Below are 14780 nucleotides of genomic sequence, written 5' to 3' on the forward strand. Positions count from 1 at the left end.
GTGTCTTTTTTCTCGCGTATATTTGGTGTTAACTGGCAACAGCTGCAAGCTAAGGTGCGTTATCGTATCTTGATACTGACTCTGCTTCCTATTCTATTGACCTTGGTCAGCCTGGTATTTATTACCATCTACTGGAACATCAGCTACACAGGTAAGCAGCTGTTTATGAAGGTGAAGGCTGACCTGACTGTGGCCAGCAATACGCTTATCTCAGTGCAGGATAAGCAGGAAAATCAACTGGAACTGGTGCGGGCGTCCTGGGAGTTTCAAAACGATTTTCGCAGTATAGATACAGACAGCAAAGCGGCTAGGGCCAAACTCGCGGCGTTGCTTAAACAGAAACAGGTTGAACTGGATCTGGATTTTCTGCGTCTTATCAGTGTGTCGGAAGCGGCTCAGGACCCAGATCTCAGGGTCATGCTACCTAAACTCAAAGATAACCAGCCATACTCCGGCCTCATGGTGCTCCAGCCACAACGTCTTGCCCGATTGGCGCCAGGCTTAGATCAGGAAGCGGTGATCACCTTAGTGGATACGCCCAGATCGCAAAAGCCCAGTAAGGATGTGGAGAAACGCGGCATGTTGAGCCGTAGCCTACTGCCCATTTTCGGCGCCGACGGTAGCGTCGGTTGGTACCTAGATGGCGGGATCTTATTAAATCGCGATATTCGCATTGTCGACCATATTCGTGATCTCGTGTATGACAAGGGCACCCTGCCGGAGCGTTCCATTGGTACTGTGACCATCTTCCTCGACAATACCCGCATCAGTACCAATGTGCCGTTGAATTTCTTTCCCCAAGATAGTGAGAAACGTGGCCGCGCCTTAGGTAGTTTGGTGTCGGAGGAAGTTAGACAAAAGGTACTGGTTCAGGGGCAGCTCTGGGTCGATCGCGCCTTCGTCTATAACGACTGGTTTATTTCGGCCTATGCGCCACTTAGAGATATTCGTGGTGAACGTATTGGCATGATCTATACAGGTTTTTCTGAGTCGCCCTTTATTCACAACTATCTGCTGAACATCATAGAGCTGGGCACCATTCTTATGTTGGTGCTGTTGGTCTCTGGCTTGTTGGTCTATCGCGGCGCCTACAGCTTGCTACAACCTATTGAGCGTATTCACCATGTGGTGAAGGCGGTACAGTCGGGTCGTAACCTGCGTATCGGCTCACTGGGACTTGAGCGCGACAACGAGCTGGCCAATTTGGCCGAGCAGTTCGACCGCATGCTGGATCTCTTGCAGCGCCGTAACTCGCAGATCCAGGCAGCGGCCGAGCAGCTGGAAGTTAAGGTTGAGGAGCGTACCCGCAGCCTGCAGGAGAAAACGGAGGAGCTACAGCGCAACGTTGCCCTGCTGAACGAAACCCGGCAACAGCTGGTGACCAACGAGAAACTGACTGCACTGGGTGAGTTAACGGCGGGCATCGCCCATGAGATCAACAACCCGACAGCGGTGATCTTGGGGAACATGGAGCTGCTCAAGTTTGAGTTAGGGGATAAGGCTGAGGATGTCGAGGAAGAGATAGATATCGTTATCGAGCAGGTAGGGCGTATCAGCACCATTATCCGTAGCCTGTTGCAATACAGTCGTCCCGGCGAGTTTAATGCGCCGCTGGAGATGCATCAGCTGACACCTATTGTCGAGGAGATGGCGATTCTAGTGCGCCATTCCATCCGAAAGCAGGAGGTTGTACTGATCCAAGATCTCAATGCCAGCTATCCTATCGAGGTCAATCGGCCGCAGTTATTGCAGGTATTGATTAATCTGGTGGTCAACGCTGCCCATGCCATGGATGGGCAGGGGCGTATCTGGATCCGTACCTATGACTGGGTGCAAGGTGGTGAGCCCATTGGGGTGAAAATAGAGGTGGAAGATGAAGGTAAAGGGATCCCCGAGGAGCAGCTGGGGCGCATCTTCGATCCTTTCTATACCACACGTAAAGACGGCACGGGTTTGGGGCTGTCTTTAAGCTACGGCATTATCAAACGGATTGGTGGCACCATAGAGGTGAGTTCGACCGTGGGTAAGGGCACTCTGTTTACCATAGGCTTGCATCACAAGGCGATAGATGATCAATTTAACCCGCCCTATGAAGGCCTGCATTTCTCGAGTGGAATAGATAAGAAGGCACGCGAGGCTTAAAGGCTGGCAAAAAAAGAGCCGGAATAGTGATATTCCGGCCACAAAGAGTGTGTGAGCAATGTTGTGCTTGCGAACTCATCATAGAAAGCAGAGATGAAGTGCTTAATACAGACTGAGCTTTGGAACGCATCTAAATAGTAATAATTATCATTTAGGTTTGCAAGCTTTTCCTATGTAAAGATTGAAAACAACCTGCTCTAATTCAATAATTTGTTCAAAACCAATTTGTTATCATCGATATGCTGACTGGTATTTTCCAGGCCGGTAATTTTGTAACCTTGCTGGACCAACAGTTGTAGCATATTGGCGAAGCGGTTATAGGTCTTAACCGCCAAGGTATTGAAACCCTGCGTTTTGGCCCAACGCTCCTGATCTTTCATCAGTTCTTTGGCGAGTCCCAGCTGTCTGAACTCGGGCACAATGGCGCCTAACCAGCTATAAAACTCACCGTTGCTTTCGCCATAGCCAATCTTATATCCGGCCAACTCACCCTGAATGCTGATCAACTGAACCAAGAAAGTCTTGCCGTTGAGTCTGGCACGATATTCCTCTGCCTGATGACGTGCATCGAACTCAGGTACCTGTTGGCTAAGACCAATCACTGTGTCGATGAGCTCATCGCTCAATTGGGTATGGTGTTCGATACTTGTGGTGTACATCTAGGCTCTCCAAACTTGCTCGCTACCATCGCAGCATTGGTGAAAAATTGAGTGCCGCGATGATAGTACAAATCAACTGGTCAGGCCAGTTTGTTGTGCGATTTAAGCTGGTTTTCTCGCAAAATCCGCTCTTGTAACACCTTCAGTAGCACACCGTAGGCGGGCAGGAACAAACCCAGACTGACAATTAGCTTGAAACCATAGTCGACGCTGGCGATTTCCACCCAATGCTCGGCCATAAAGACATCGCTTGAGGCATAGAAAGCCACGCTGAAAAAGACCAGAGTATCGATGAGGTTACCCATCACGGTTGAGGCGGCAGGAGCTACCCACCAAGCCTTGGCCTGTCTGAGCCTTGCAAAAACGGTAATGTCCATTAATTGGCCCACCAGATAGGCGGCGAAACTGGCAAAAGCGATACGAAACACAAAGCTGTTGAACTGCATCAGCGATTCGCTGCCCTGAAAGCTGCCCTGATGAAAGAGCACACCGATCAGGTAGGAGATAAACAGCGCCGGTACCATAGCCCTTAAAATGATTTTTCGTGCCGCCTGCTGACCGAAGATCCTCACGGTGAGATCTGTTGCCAGATAGACGAAGGGAAAGCTAAAGGCGCCCCAGGTCGTATGGAAACCAAACAACTGAAAGGGGAGTTGAACCAGATAGTTACTCGCAGTAATGATGGCGATATGAAAGCTGACAAGCAGCAAGAGCGCACGCTGAATCTGCGCTTGGGATAACATTAACATCTTGTGGCCTTTTTAGTGAGTTAACGCGGGGTGAGGGAACCCGCTAAAGTGAATCTTATGGCATTAATGCCTTTGTTAATTGCCTGGCGCCAAATGTTCGGCTTGGAGACAGGGCGGCAAATTATAGTCATTAAGCCTGATTGAGCAAGGTTTTTGCGCCGATTTCTCTGCCTTGGTCGCTCTGGGTGAGTGTAAAGGGTCTACACTTGATTGATTATTACCATGATTTCTAGGAGTGTCCATGAGCGTGTGGCGTTTCATCTTGGCCTGTGTGTGTGCCTGTTGGCTACTGACGCCAAGTGTTCACGCCGAGCCCAGCCAGGCTGAGGTGATCAAAGTGGTTACTGGCAATTGGCCCGGTTATAGCACGCCAGATGGTGATGGGTATTATCTGGCACTGATGCGAAAGGTTTTTCCTACGCCACAATGGCAGTTGCAGGTAGATTATGTGCCATTTTCTCGGGCTATTCACATGGTGAAACAGCAACAGGTGGATGTTGGACTGGGCTTTTATATAGATGAAGTCAATCCAGAATACTACAGTGATCTGCCGGTAGAGGTGGATCAGGTTGACGCTGCCCTGACCCCGGAACTCGCCGCTATCTGGCAAGATATCAATAGTCTTAAAAGAAAGAAGGTGAAGGCGATGCTGGAGTATCGCTACGATACTTTTATCAAGGTGCCTATGTATTATGAGGAGGGCAGCGATCTCTTGCAGATGCTCAACCATGTCAATGCCGGGCAAATTGATGCCGTACTCGACTATAAGCGCTCACTGCAGGGACTTGCCAGCAAACTAAAACGGCCTCAGCAGTATGTGATCAAAGAAAACGTCCTCAACCCTGAGGTCTTTTTTGTTTTCCCTCAAACCGAGAAGGGTAAGCGGCTCAAGCGGAGTTTCAATCAGGCTATGTTACGTCTGCTCGCCAGCGGCGAGCTGGACAGGCTGTTTGAGGCCTATATTACCCACCGATCACGGGTGCCACTAACCCATTAATTAGACTTCGGTCAAAATGGATAATATGGTCTTGAGCTTGTTCTCTAGCTCATTCCACTCGGCATCGGCCTCTGAGCCCGACACTATCCCCGCTCCGGCAAACAGGTTAATGCGGCCCGGTTCAATTAAGGCGCTGCGAATAGCGACCGCAAATTCACTCTCATACTTGTTGAAATAGCCGCAGGCGCCAGCATACCAGCCACGGGTATAGCCTTCACGCTGGCGGATAAAGTTGATGGCCGAAGCCTTTGGCAGACCACCAACGGCTGGCGTCGGGTGCAGTGCTTGTAACAGCTGAAAGTCGTTCACACCAGGTTTTAGCTCGGCGCGTATCGCCCGGTGCAGATGTTGGATATGGCTTAACTTGAACACCTTGGCCAGCTCGTCGGCGCCCACATAGTTGCTTAGGGGTGTCAATGCGGCCACGATATGTTCGCGCACCAGCTGGTTTTCATGACTATTTTTACTGTCATCTAAGAGCTGCTGAGCCAGCATGGCATCCTCAGCCTCATTAAGGCCGCGTGTGGTGGTGCCTGCTAGCGCTTCGGTGAAAACCTCTCGCTGGCGGCGTCGGTAGAGCCGCTCTGGCGTGCAGGAGATAAAGGCACTATCCGGGCTAAATTGAAAACCGAACTGAAAACTGTTTTGGTTGCGGCCCTGCCAACTGGCGAGCAGCATCCATGGATCGACTCGCTCGTTAATCTCGAGCTGAGTCAGGCGAGACAAGACCACCTTGGGGGTGTCTTGAATAAACTTATCTTGGGTGACCTGATTAACCAGCTCATGCCAGCGACGCTTATTGGGTCTGTCGCTACGACTCAAGAGTTGGATTTTATTGGGTGGCGCCAGTGGGCTGGGTGGCACAAGCTGCTTTAGGGCATCTAATGCTTGGGCGCGCTCCTCTTCAATGCCACGATTTTCCACATTCAGATTCACCAACAGTTTATATTCGTCGCCGCTACGTCTGAGCTCTATTCTGGGCAGAATAAAGTGGGCGCGGCCATACTCGGGCCAACACTCGGTATGCCGATCGAAGGCTACGCCACCGTAGTAACGTATCTCTTGATTGGTCGAAAGGGCTCGTTGGTTCTGATAGGCCTGAGACAGTTGATTGTCGTCTACCGCATCTTCGAAAATAAAATCCTTACAGCAGCCCAGGGCGGCCACTTCCTCTTGAGTATCGCGGCCATGCCAGTAAATTCTAGGGTAGCAAGGTTGGCTGGCAAGCCAAGCGATCATAGGCATCACACAGGCCGTCACCGACAACTGAATAATCGGCTCACCATGCTGGTGTATGTCGAGTTTTTCGAGTTTTTGGGCTAGGGATTGTATGGCCTGTGGCAGCGAGGAAACGCTCAAAAAATACTCCAACCTTGTAAAAAGTATCCTGGTTTGAGGGCGGGTAAGGACTTCAAACTCTCTAAGTTGAGACTTATCTGAATTGGTAATAAGAATCTTTACCACAAACTAATGTGCCGACTGTAACCTGTCAAGTTACAGGCAGTTAAGCTGTGAGCTTGCCCAAGAAATGAGAGGTTAAGATATTTTGGGTAAGCGTTTCATTCCTGTGTATTTTTGTCTAACTAGTGCTTCTTTTACGACAAAATGTCCGCATCGCAATCAGATTTTTACGGAAGTTGTTCAAATTTGTCGATCTGGGTTTGTTTTTGGGTTTTGTTAGCTTGTTGCTAGGCCTGTAAGCCGGAAGAATGACGGCCATAGGGAAATCACACAGCGATAAAAGCATGAAAAACAAACAAGAAGTTCTTAAATATTCACTCATTGCGGCCGCCGTTGCGGCCAGTCCACAGGCGATGGCCGAACAGGTCAAGAATGAGTCGCTACTAGATGTTACCGAAGTCATAGTGGTTAAAGGTGAAAAACCGACCCCGTTACAGCAGACGACCAGTACCTGGAGCATCAGCGCCGAAGAGATCCAAGCATCGGGCGCCCAGAGTCTGGACCAGATATTGAAAAATGCCCCGGGTGTCTATGTGCGCACCGGTGGACAAGGCACGCCCAGGGTGGATATACGCGGCTTTAAATCCAGGCATGTTATCTACCTGATCAATGGTGTACCCGCCAACGGCGCCGAAGATGGTCAATTCGATCCTAGTGTGGTGCCTGCCAGTCAAATTGCATCAGTGGCTGTCTCTATGGGCCCTACCTCTGTGCTTTATGGTCCGGGCGGTGCGGGCGGTGTGATTAATATTCGCACTAAGCAAGGCGCCGATATCCCTGGTTTCTCTGGCCATCTCGAGGGCGGCGAAAATGATACCTTTAATGGCGACGTCACCCTTGCTGGATCTGGTGATCGCTGGCAGGGGCTGGTGTCGTTCTCCCGTCAGCAGAGCGATGGCTGGCCTGTGTCTGACGACCAGCCGGATACCGAATTGCAACAAGGGGATACACGGGTCAACAGCGACAAGACAGTGAATAACCTGTTTGCTCAGGGCAGTTATTGGCTGTCGGACAGTACTCAGCTGATGGCGAATTTGAGTCTGCGTAGCGGTGAGTGGGGCAAGCCTACCCTAGATGGCACCACAAGTCGCAAGGCGAAGTTTGAGCGCGTCGATGATTATGACGAACATACTCTGCAGCTTGGCGTGGCCCATAGTTTCAATGAACTGCTGACCTTGAGGGGTTTTGTTTATCAGAATCAGTCGGATGTGCTGGAAACACGCTATCTGGACGATAGCTTCGAGGCTTTGCAGCAGACGCTTGATGGTCGCTCTGTGGTGAGTGGTGGCAATATTCAGTTAATTGCCGATTTTGATAAGGGGCATCTGCTGACCGGCGCCGTGATCGCGGAGCACCAGAGCTGGGAGTCCAGCAGCAAACAGCTGGATGACAATAATGCTGATAGCGGTTCAGGGACCGGTTCAGGGACCGGTTCAGGCAAGGGTTCTGGCTCAGGTTCTGGCTCGGGTACTGGTAACGGTTCAGGTAGTGGCTCGGGTGCAGGTTCGGGTAATGGCTCAGGCGGCGTCGAGGCCTTCGATGATAGCTCCTGGCTATACACTCTGGCGGCTGAATATCAGTATCAACAGGCTCATTTTGGTGCCAGTCTGGGCGGCGGCCTACACGAGCAGCAGCGTGTGCGTGAGGATGAATCAGATTATTCGGCCCAGGCCTCGGCCTATTGGCAGGCTGCTGAGGCGACGCGCATCAATTTAGGTCTGGCCCGTAAGGTGCGTTTTCCCTCTATGCGTAACCTCTATTCGTTGTCATCGGGTAATCAGGATCTACAATCTGAGATCTCTAAGCATCTTGAGCTGAGCCTAGCACAGGGGTTGGGGCACCATACGGACCTTAGTCTGGCGGCTTACTACACCGACGCCGATAACTATATCGCCAAGGATGTCGATGGCATCTATCAGAACATGGGGCGTTATCAGTTCAAAGGGATCGATTTGCTGGTGCGTGATCAGAGCATCGACAACTTGTCGCTCAGCTTCGGCTATAGCTTCTTAGACAGCGAAGACAGAGATGGGGAGCCAGGGTTGGAGACCTTAGAGTACCGTCCGCGTCATCAGCTCAGGCTGCAGGCAGATTATGAGTTTAGCTTTGCGACCCGTATCCATTTCAACATCGAACATATCATGGGTCAGGTTTATCAGGCCCAAGAGAAGGTCGCCGGTAAGAAACTGCTGATGGAGAAGTCGCTGGATGACTATACCTTGGTTGATCTCAAGCTGAGTCACCCTATTGCTGAGGATGCATTATCGCTTTACCTCAGAGCCACCAACCTGCTCGATGAACGCTATTATCAGAGCGAGGGGCTGCCCCAAGCGGGTCGTCAGGTGTTCCTTGGTGTGAACTGGCAGCTGTAGGACGCCTGCTATGGCCTTGATGCAACTTAGTCAGGTTGATTTTCGTTTTCACTCAGCGGCGGCGCCGCTGTTTGAGGATCTTAATCTGATCTTGCAGCGCGGAGAGTGTCATCTTGTTCACGGCGCAACAGGGTGTGGTAAGTCAACCTTGCTGCGCTTACTGCTGGGGATCTTAGATCGCCCCTGGGAGGGAGAACGCCTTATCGGCCAAGGCGTGACCCTGGGCGTCGTGATGCAAGACCCCAACGTGCAACTGCTACGTCAGACCTTGGGCGCCGAGGTGGCCTTTGCGCTGGAAAATTTAGGCGTGGCCAGTGATGAGATGCTGTTGCAGGTACGTTCTGCCCTCAGACGCGTCGGCCTCTATATTAGCCTGAATACTCCCATCGCCAGTCTCTCACTGGGGCAAAGATACCGACTCATGATCGCGGCTCAGTTGGTGCTTAAGCCTGATATCTTGCTGCTGGATGAACCCTGGGCCCAGTTGGACGACCAAGGTGTGCGCGAATTATCACAGGTGCTGGCGCAGTTGCAGCGTGAAGGGCTGGCCCTGCTGATCGTTGAGCATAACAGAGGCGTCTTTGCCGAGTTGGTGACCCATAGGTGGCATCTGACTAAGAGGCAGCTGCAGCCGCTGGCCCTGTTGCAGCAAACGTTTCAAGGAGAGTCACTCTGTTGGCGTCAGACTACTGGGCCATTCCTCGGTGCGCCGGTTATCGACAGCCAAGGTTTTAGCTTGGCTTTTCATGGTGGTCAGCAACTGTTCAATGCAAAGGGGCTCTATTTGTTCCCCGGCGAGGTCGCAGCCCTGGTGGGCGACAATGGCTGTGGGAAGAGCACCCTGCTGAAGTGTCTGGCGGGTATTCAGGCCGATATCGCCACTATCGGGATCAAGGTATTGGGCGTGCGACCTAAGCTGGGACGCTATGGGGCTGATCTGGCCTTGCTGCATCAGCGGCCGAGTCGGCAGCTATTTGAAAACAGCGTGCTGCAAGAGATGCAGTTTAGCCTCAAGCGTTATGGCCTGCCTTTGGCGCGGGCCATCGAGATGCTTGGCCAGCTCGGGTTAACTACCTTGGCGGGTCATTCACCTCATACGCTTTCTTACGGTCAGCAGCATTTGATTGCCTTGGCCTCTCTGGCCTGCCTCAGGCCGAAACTCTTGTTGCTCGATGATCCCTTTGCAGGGTTAGATGCCTATTTTAGCGCCAAGATAGTGGACCTGATCCTCAAGCTTAGTCATGAGGGAACCGCTGTGGTGGTGGCCAGCCACAGGCCGATAGACGCCTTGCCTGTCGATCGCGTCTGGCAGGTGGCTGAAGGGCATCTGCAGAGCTTGGAAAACCGGGGCGCCGGTGCGATACCGGCCTTCTCCAGTGTGGGCTAGGCGGTCAGGGGCGGGAGCCCTCAAAAGCGCTCATGGTGCTGGTGAGCGATATTTTGTCATCAATGATGTCACTTGGTGCGCATTGGCGATCTTCTTGGTCTTGGCGCTGTCTGGTGGCGCGTTTTTAGTGCCTCAGGGGTGGCTGCTTTACCTTGGCCTTGCCAATGCGTTGCTTCTGCTGCAGGGGCGTTATTTTGGGGGACGGCTAAAGGGGCTAGCGGTGATCTTTATCAGTCAGTTAGTGATCACCAGCTTGCTCTATCTCCTGTTACACGGCGCCGCGCGTTTGCCCGAGGGGGTGATAGCGGTGACGCGGATCTTATTGGCCATGATCCCAGGCTGGTGGTTGTCCATCGTCTGCGCCCCACAGCGGATTGGCGAGGTGCTTAGCTTTTGTCTGCCAAGCAAATGGGCCTTCGTGCTGGGTGCCTGTTTTGGTCTCTTGCCTTATCTGGGACAAGAGACGCGGGAGATCTATCAGATGCAGGTCATGCGCGGCGCCAAGATTCAGCCTAAGGCATTGTGGCGCCGCCAGAATTGGCAAGAGCTGATCTATTGTGTGCTGTATCCCTTGTTGATCCAGCTATTAAAACTATCCAAGCAGATGGCTACCGCGGCCAAACTGCGCCAGTTTGGTCGTGCTCGCAAGCCGACCCATTGGCCCTATGAGTGAGATAAATCATGATGAATAACAGAGATTTTAACTTACATGACGCCTTGTTTATCGGCTTCTGTGCCACCTTGCTGGTGGCTCTGAAGGGAGTATTACGGCTAAAGCTTGGTTTGTCGGGTCACTCTATGTTTCTGATGAGTTTCTTCTATCTGATCTGTTACGGCGCCGTGGGTAAGCGCGGCGCCATCAGTGCCTGTGGTTTGCTGGCCGGGATGATGGCCATGACCCTGGGGGTGGGCAAAGGAGGCCCCTTGCTGTTAGTGAAGTTTGGTTTACCAGCTTTGGCCATGGATCTCTGTTTATTCTTGGTTCCTGCGCTGATGTCACTTAAGTGGCGCTGCATCATATTGGCGCTGGTGGCGACCCTGGCTTGGGCCAGCAAGGGGCTGATCGAAGGGGCATTGGTCGGACTGAGCGCTCAGGTGGTGGCGGTACAATTTGCCAAAAGCCTGCTGTTTGGCAGCTGTTTTGCTGTGCTGGCGGCGGTGTTAGTGCCAGGCGTGTTGGAGCGGCTTAGAAGCCATGATCTGTTAGATAGAGAGGAGTTTTAGTGATGGCAAGAGAAGTGGGTCTGAGATCTTGGTTGGTGTGTATCGACGATACCGATGATATAGGGACCAAAGGTACGGGGGAGATTGCCGAAGAGATAGCGGAGTTGTTAAACGACAATCATTTGAGTCGCTGCGCTTTTGTAACCCGGCATCAGCTCTACGTGCACCCGGATATTCCTTATACCTCACACAATAGTGCCATGTGTTTTCAGGTGCGCACCACTAAGACCCAAGATGAGATATTGACGATCGCCACAGCGCATCTGCGCAGTCAAAGCGCCGCGGCGTCCGATCCGGGCCTCGGCCTGTTAGATCTTCACCGCCCGCTGGATCGCGAGGCCTTGATTGCCTTTGGTGAGCAGGCCAAGGTAGAAGTGAAAACCAAGGCCCAGGCCTATGAGCTGGCCGATCGTCTCGGGGTACACCTGAGCGAACATGGCGGCACGGGACAAGGTGTGATTGGTGCCTTAGCGGGTTTAGGGCTGCGACTTCAGGGTAACGATGGTCGCATCAAGGGCCAGTTTTCCTTGCCAGGTCTTGAGGAGGGCGAGGTTGCTCTCTCGGTCGCAGAGGTGATCGAACAAACGGGGGTCGACAGGGTGTTGAGTGACTGTGGTGAGCAGCTTTGCTTCAAGACTACGCTGCTCCTGTCGGGCAAGGTGAAGGCTGTCTATCGCGATCATCAGGTTTCGCTCTTGGTCTATCGGGATCAGGGATGCTGGCGTAACGCGCGCAAGCAACAGCTGAAACGCTATTAAGGTACCTATTTAACGAGGGATATATGCAAAGAGTATTTGTTTTAAGCCAGGGGCGTTGGCTGCTGGCCATTGAGGGGGAGGATTATCGCCTCGCCCGGCAGCAGGCTAACCAGTGCGATGGTTTTATCGATGACGATGAAGATGAGCAGGTCGATGATATTGAACGTTCATGTGTCAATTGCGCCAGACGGCGCTGGTTGGTTGACGCAATAGAATGTACCTTTTTGTAGTGTTAATTTAGGCTTTGCTTACAGTCACATACATAATTACGGTCCCCAATGAGGGCATTTTTGGCCTCTCCTGAGTACACAGCTTTTCCTTCTACCTCTGGTTCTCTGGCGCCGCCAGGCATACTATGAGCTTCTCCTATAACAGTGTTTTTCTGGTTCGCTATCCCGAATGGCAGGGATTTAGACTAGGCTAAAAAGTGGCGACCGCGAGATGTAAGTGACATTTTGGGTGAGTGAGCTGTATGACCGAAAGCGTAAATGATAAAGCAGATGTAATGAAGGTGCCCGTGCCAAACCTGGCCCTGGGTATGTATGTTACGGCTATCGATCATCAGGGAAGAGTCAATATAACCAATCCAGGACAGATTAAGGATCGACAAGCCATAGACAAGTTGGTACGAAACGGTATCGAGTATGTGTGGGTCGATGTGGAACGCTCATCTCCTGAGTGCGGGCTCAAGCCCAAGCAGACACCGACGAAAACCAAGGTACTGAGCCGAACTCAGTCTCAGGACAAGGCCAAGCGCCTGATGAGTGAGGCAAAGGATCTGGTCAAGAAGGTGCTGTCGGAGACCTTTGAGGGTAAGGCGGTCGAAGTCGCACCGTTTGAGGCTATGGCGGACAAGATGCTCGAGTCTGTGATGCTCGATGCCGATGCCTTTATGTGTATCTCCGCCCTGCGCTCCAAAGATGCCTACCTGTTAGAGCACTCTATCAATGTCGCCTTCTTGCTTGTGACCTTCGGTCGTTACCTCAAACTTAAGCGCAGCGTACTCAAAGAGTTGGCGGTCGGCGGTATCTTGCATGATATCGGCAAGGTACGGGTCAATAACCGTATTTTGCATAAACCAGGACGTTTGACGCCGGAAGAGTTTGAGCACATGAAGTTGCACCAAGTCTACGCCCAGGAGATCTTGGCCGAAACGGCAGGCTTATCGCAGATCAGCCGTGATGTTTGTCTGATGCATCATGAAAAACTCGACGGCAAGGGTTATCCGGCAGGTCTTAAGGGGGAGGAGATCTCTCTCCATGGTCGCATGAGTTGTATCGTCGACATTTTCGATGCCTTGACGGCGACCCGCTGTTACAAGGAGGCGATGAGCCCAGCCGCGGCGTTTAAGATCTTGCTCAGCCTGACCCCCTTCCATCTGGATGAAAAGTTGGTGTATGAATTTATTCGCTGTGTTGGCGTCTACCCGGTTGGTTCCTTGGTGCAGCTCTCTGACGGACGGGTGGGGATTGTCTGGGAGGCCAAAGACAGGGACGCACTGCATCCGGTACTCAAGACCTTCTATTCGGTGAAACACAAGCGTTATACCGAGGTGGCTATGGTGGATCTGCTTAAATCGGATCTCTTTATCGAGCGTGGTATTTCGCCCAGCAGCTTGGACGTGGACCCAACCCCCTTCTATTGATGGCAGGCTGAGATCTGAAGGATTGAAGAGCTTACCAAATGTTTGGGACAGTAAGGTTTCTTATGCCGTCATAAGGTAGATAATTTGGTGCTTAGCCGATTCAGCTATTTGTTAGTAAAAACGGGTATTTGCTGAGACTCTGACGCCAATAAATAATAGCCACTCGATCACTTAGCCTAATTATTGAGGAGGCAAAGATGAAAAAGTGGCTTGTGCTGTTATGCTTCGCCTTCCTGTTGGCGTCTTGGTTTACCACTGGGCTGACTCGTGCCTTGGTGGAGCTGGCCGCCTTTATCGCTATTTTGGCTTTGGTATGGCGTACTGGTGGCTCAAACAAAGTTGATAATATAGAGCAAAGACCCAGCGCCGATAGCAAACCAGAGCAGTAATCCCAACACCATCGGCCGCATACCCGCCTGACGCATCTTACCTAGGGTGATCCCCGCGCCGATCAGAAAAAGACACAGCACTAATACCCGCTTGGATAAGGCAAATAGTCCGTCGTAGAACACTTGTCCCTGTGGCAGATAGTGCGCCAGCAATATCGCCAGACAGTAGAAGAGGATAAAGAAGGGCACGGCGATCTTACGGCGATTGCCGCCAAAGGCCATGGCACTAATCAGGGCTACCGGCACTATCCACAGCGCGCGAGCCAGCTTGAGCGTGGTGGCTGTCCGCAGAGCCTCATCACCATAGGCCGACGCCGCACCCACCACAGAGGAGGTGTCATGGATGGCGATGGCGCTCCATACCCCAAAGTGATATTGACTGAGCTGCAACAGATGGCCCAGCGCCGGAAACAGAAACAGGGCAACGGAGTTGAGCACGAACACCGTAGCCAGCGCAATGGCCGTATGTTGGCTGTCGGCCTTGATGGCTGGCGCCACCGCGGCGATGGCGCTGCCACCACAGATGGCGGTGCCTGAGGCGATCATATGACTCAACTTGGCGTCTATCTTGAGTAGCTTGCCCAGCACAGTGCCCAGCAGCAAGGTAAACAGGATTGAGCCCAGGATGAGCCCCATATTTTGGCTGCTGGCGCTAATGGCGGCATCGAGTTGAATGCCAAATCCCAGCCCTACGATAGAGTAGGCCAGTAACTTCTTGGTGAGTGCGCCGATATCCAGCTGCTGTGGGACTAAGCCCAGACTTGCCAGGGTGAAACCTATCACCAGTGCAATGGGCGAGGAGATCACCGGCGTCAGACAGAGGGCGCCGGCGAGAAAGAAGATCGCCTGGTTGGGATGGAACGGCCACTTTTCGAAGAATGCTTTCATCGGACTCATATCTTGTTTAACGAGGTGGCTAGTATAAGGCCCGTCAAGCGTTTATAAAATTCAATATGGCTTAGCTGTAGATTCAATTTTATTTAATTGCTGGGGCAGC

General features: G+C 52.1%; 14 protein-coding genes. 10 read left to right on the forward strand and 4 right to left on the reverse strand.

Translation table 11 applies throughout. The features are described from left to right. Nucleotides 1–2142, forward strand: coding sequence for a sensor histidine kinase (locus L2712_RS17185; RefSeq protein WP_248978499.1), 2142 nt, complete (start codon nt 1–3; stop codon nt 2140–2142). A gap of 197 nt (nt 2143–2339) precedes the next feature. Here the strand turns inward: L2712_RS17185 and L2712_RS17190 are convergent, their stop codons facing one another. Both L2712_RS17190 and L2712_RS17195 read right to left on the reverse strand, forming a co-directional pair. Continuing rightward, entirely contained in the window at nt 2340–2801 is a 462-nt protein-coding gene (locus tag L2712_RS17190) for a GNAT family N-acetyltransferase (RefSeq protein ID WP_248978500.1), read from the reverse strand. An 80-nt stretch (nt 2802–2881) separates the two neighbouring features. After that, nucleotides 2882–3550 carry a 7-cyano-7-deazaguanine/7-aminomethyl-7-deazaguanine transporter gene (locus tag L2712_RS17195; protein WP_088905733.1) on the reverse strand — a complete coding sequence of 223 codons (669 nt, stop codon included), beginning with the start codon at nt 3548–3550 and terminating at the stop codon, nt 2882–2884. Nucleotides 3551–3791: 241 nt separating this feature from the next. Between L2712_RS17195 and L2712_RS17200 the strand changes: the two genes are divergently transcribed. Beyond that, entirely contained in the window at nt 3792–4547 is a 756-nt protein-coding gene (locus L2712_RS17200) for a substrate-binding periplasmic protein (RefSeq protein WP_248978501.1), read from the forward strand. Here L2712_RS17200 and L2712_RS17205 read toward each other — a convergent pair whose 3' ends face one another. Next, nucleotides 4548–5906 (reverse strand): isochorismate synthase, encoded by a 1359-nt coding sequence (locus tag L2712_RS17205; RefSeq protein WP_088905731.1) that lies wholly within the window; start codon nt 5904–5906, stop codon nt 4548–4550. 386 nt (nt 5907–6292) lie between these two features. Between L2712_RS17205 and L2712_RS17210 the strand changes: the two genes are divergently transcribed. The 8 genes from L2712_RS17210 (at nt 6293) to L2712_RS17245 (ending at nt 13783) form a co-directional block, all read left to right on the forward strand. Continuing rightward, the gene (locus tag L2712_RS17210; protein WP_248978502.1) at nt 6293–8380 is read left to right on the forward strand and encodes a TonB-dependent receptor; all 2088 of its coding nucleotides are present in this window, start codon (nt 6293–6295) and stop codon (nt 8378–8380) included. Between the two features lie 10 nt (nt 8381–8390). Next, nucleotides 8391–9767, forward strand: a complete 1377-nt coding sequence (locus L2712_RS17215) for an ATP-binding cassette domain-containing protein (protein ID WP_248978503.1) — start codon at nt 8391–8393, stop codon at nt 9765–9767. Between the two features lie 82 nt (nt 9768–9849). Further along, the gene (locus L2712_RS17220; protein ID WP_248978504.1) at nt 9850–10440 is read left to right on the forward strand and encodes a CbiQ family ECF transporter T component; all 591 of its coding nucleotides are present in this window, start codon (nt 9850–9852) and stop codon (nt 10438–10440) included. Nucleotides 10441–10448: 8 nt separating this feature from the next. Then, nucleotides 10449–10991 (forward strand): core component of ECF transporter, encoded by a 543-nt coding sequence (locus L2712_RS17225; protein WP_428848628.1) that lies wholly within the window; start codon nt 10449–10451, stop codon nt 10989–10991. A 20-nt stretch (nt 10992–11011) separates the two neighbouring features. Beyond that, nucleotides 11012–11749, forward strand: coding sequence for a DNA-binding protein (locus L2712_RS17230; protein ID WP_248978537.1), 738 nt, complete (start codon nt 11012–11014; stop codon nt 11747–11749). Between the two features lie 23 nt (nt 11750–11772). Next, nucleotides 11773–11979 (forward strand): hypothetical protein, encoded by a 207-nt coding sequence (locus tag L2712_RS17235; RefSeq protein ID WP_081953856.1) that lies wholly within the window; start codon nt 11773–11775, stop codon nt 11977–11979. Between the two features lie 242 nt (nt 11980–12221). Then, nucleotides 12222–13394, forward strand: coding sequence for a cyclic di-GMP phosphodiesterase (locus tag L2712_RS17240; protein WP_033540338.1), 1173 nt, complete (start codon nt 12222–12224; stop codon nt 13392–13394). A 197-nt stretch (nt 13395–13591) separates the two neighbouring features. Then, nucleotides 13592–13783, forward strand: a complete 192-nt coding sequence (locus L2712_RS17245) for a hypothetical protein (protein WP_248978505.1) — start codon at nt 13592–13594, stop codon at nt 13781–13783. Here the strand turns inward: L2712_RS17245 and L2712_RS17250 are convergent. Beyond that, the gene (locus tag L2712_RS17250) at nt 13724–14671 is read right to left on the reverse strand and encodes a YeiH family protein (protein WP_248978506.1); all 948 of its coding nucleotides are present in this window, start codon (nt 14669–14671) and stop codon (nt 13724–13726) included. The genes L2712_RS17245 and L2712_RS17250 overlap by 60 nt on opposite strands. Nucleotides 14672–14780: the final 109 nt, after the last annotated feature.

This window comes from Shewanella marisflavi (assembly GCF_023283925.1).
GTDB classification, from domain to species: Bacteria; Pseudomonadota; Gammaproteobacteria; order Enterobacterales; family Shewanellaceae; genus Shewanella; species Shewanella marisflavi.

Coding starts and splice junctions, on each gene's coding strand:
- L2712_RS17190 (WP_248978500.1), bottom strand. CDS start 2,801: ATGTACACCACAAGTATCGAACACCATACCCAATTGAGCGATGAGCTC.
- L2712_RS17195 (WP_088905733.1), bottom strand. CDS start 3,550: ATGTTAATGTTATCCCAAGCGCAGATTCAGCGTGCGCTCTTGCTGCTT.
- L2712_RS17200 (WP_248978501.1), top strand. CDS start 3,792: ATGAGCGTGTGGCGTTTCATCTTGGCCTGTGTGTGTGCCTGTTGGCTA.
- L2712_RS17210 (WP_248978502.1), top strand. CDS start 6,293: ATGAAAAACAAACAAGAAGTTCTTAAATATTCACTCATTGCGGCCGCC.
- L2712_RS17215 (WP_248978503.1), top strand. CDS start 8,391: ATGGCCTTGATGCAACTTAGTCAGGTTGATTTTCGTTTTCACTCAGCG.
- L2712_RS17225 (WP_428848628.1), top strand. CDS start 10,449: ATGATGAATAACAGAGATTTTAACTTACATGACGCCTTGTTTATCGGC.
- L2712_RS17235 (WP_081953856.1), top strand. CDS start 11,773: ATGCAAAGAGTATTTGTTTTAAGCCAGGGGCGTTGGCTGCTGGCCATT.
- L2712_RS17240 (WP_033540338.1), top strand. CDS start 12,222: ATGACCGAAAGCGTAAATGATAAAGCAGATGTAATGAAGGTGCCCGTG.
- L2712_RS17245 (WP_248978505.1), top strand. CDS start 13,592: ATGAAAAAGTGGCTTGTGCTGTTATGCTTCGCCTTCCTGTTGGCGTCT.
- L2712_RS17250 (WP_248978506.1), bottom strand. CDS start 14,671: ATGAAAGCATTCTTCGAAAAGTGGCCGTTCCATCCCAACCAGGCGATC.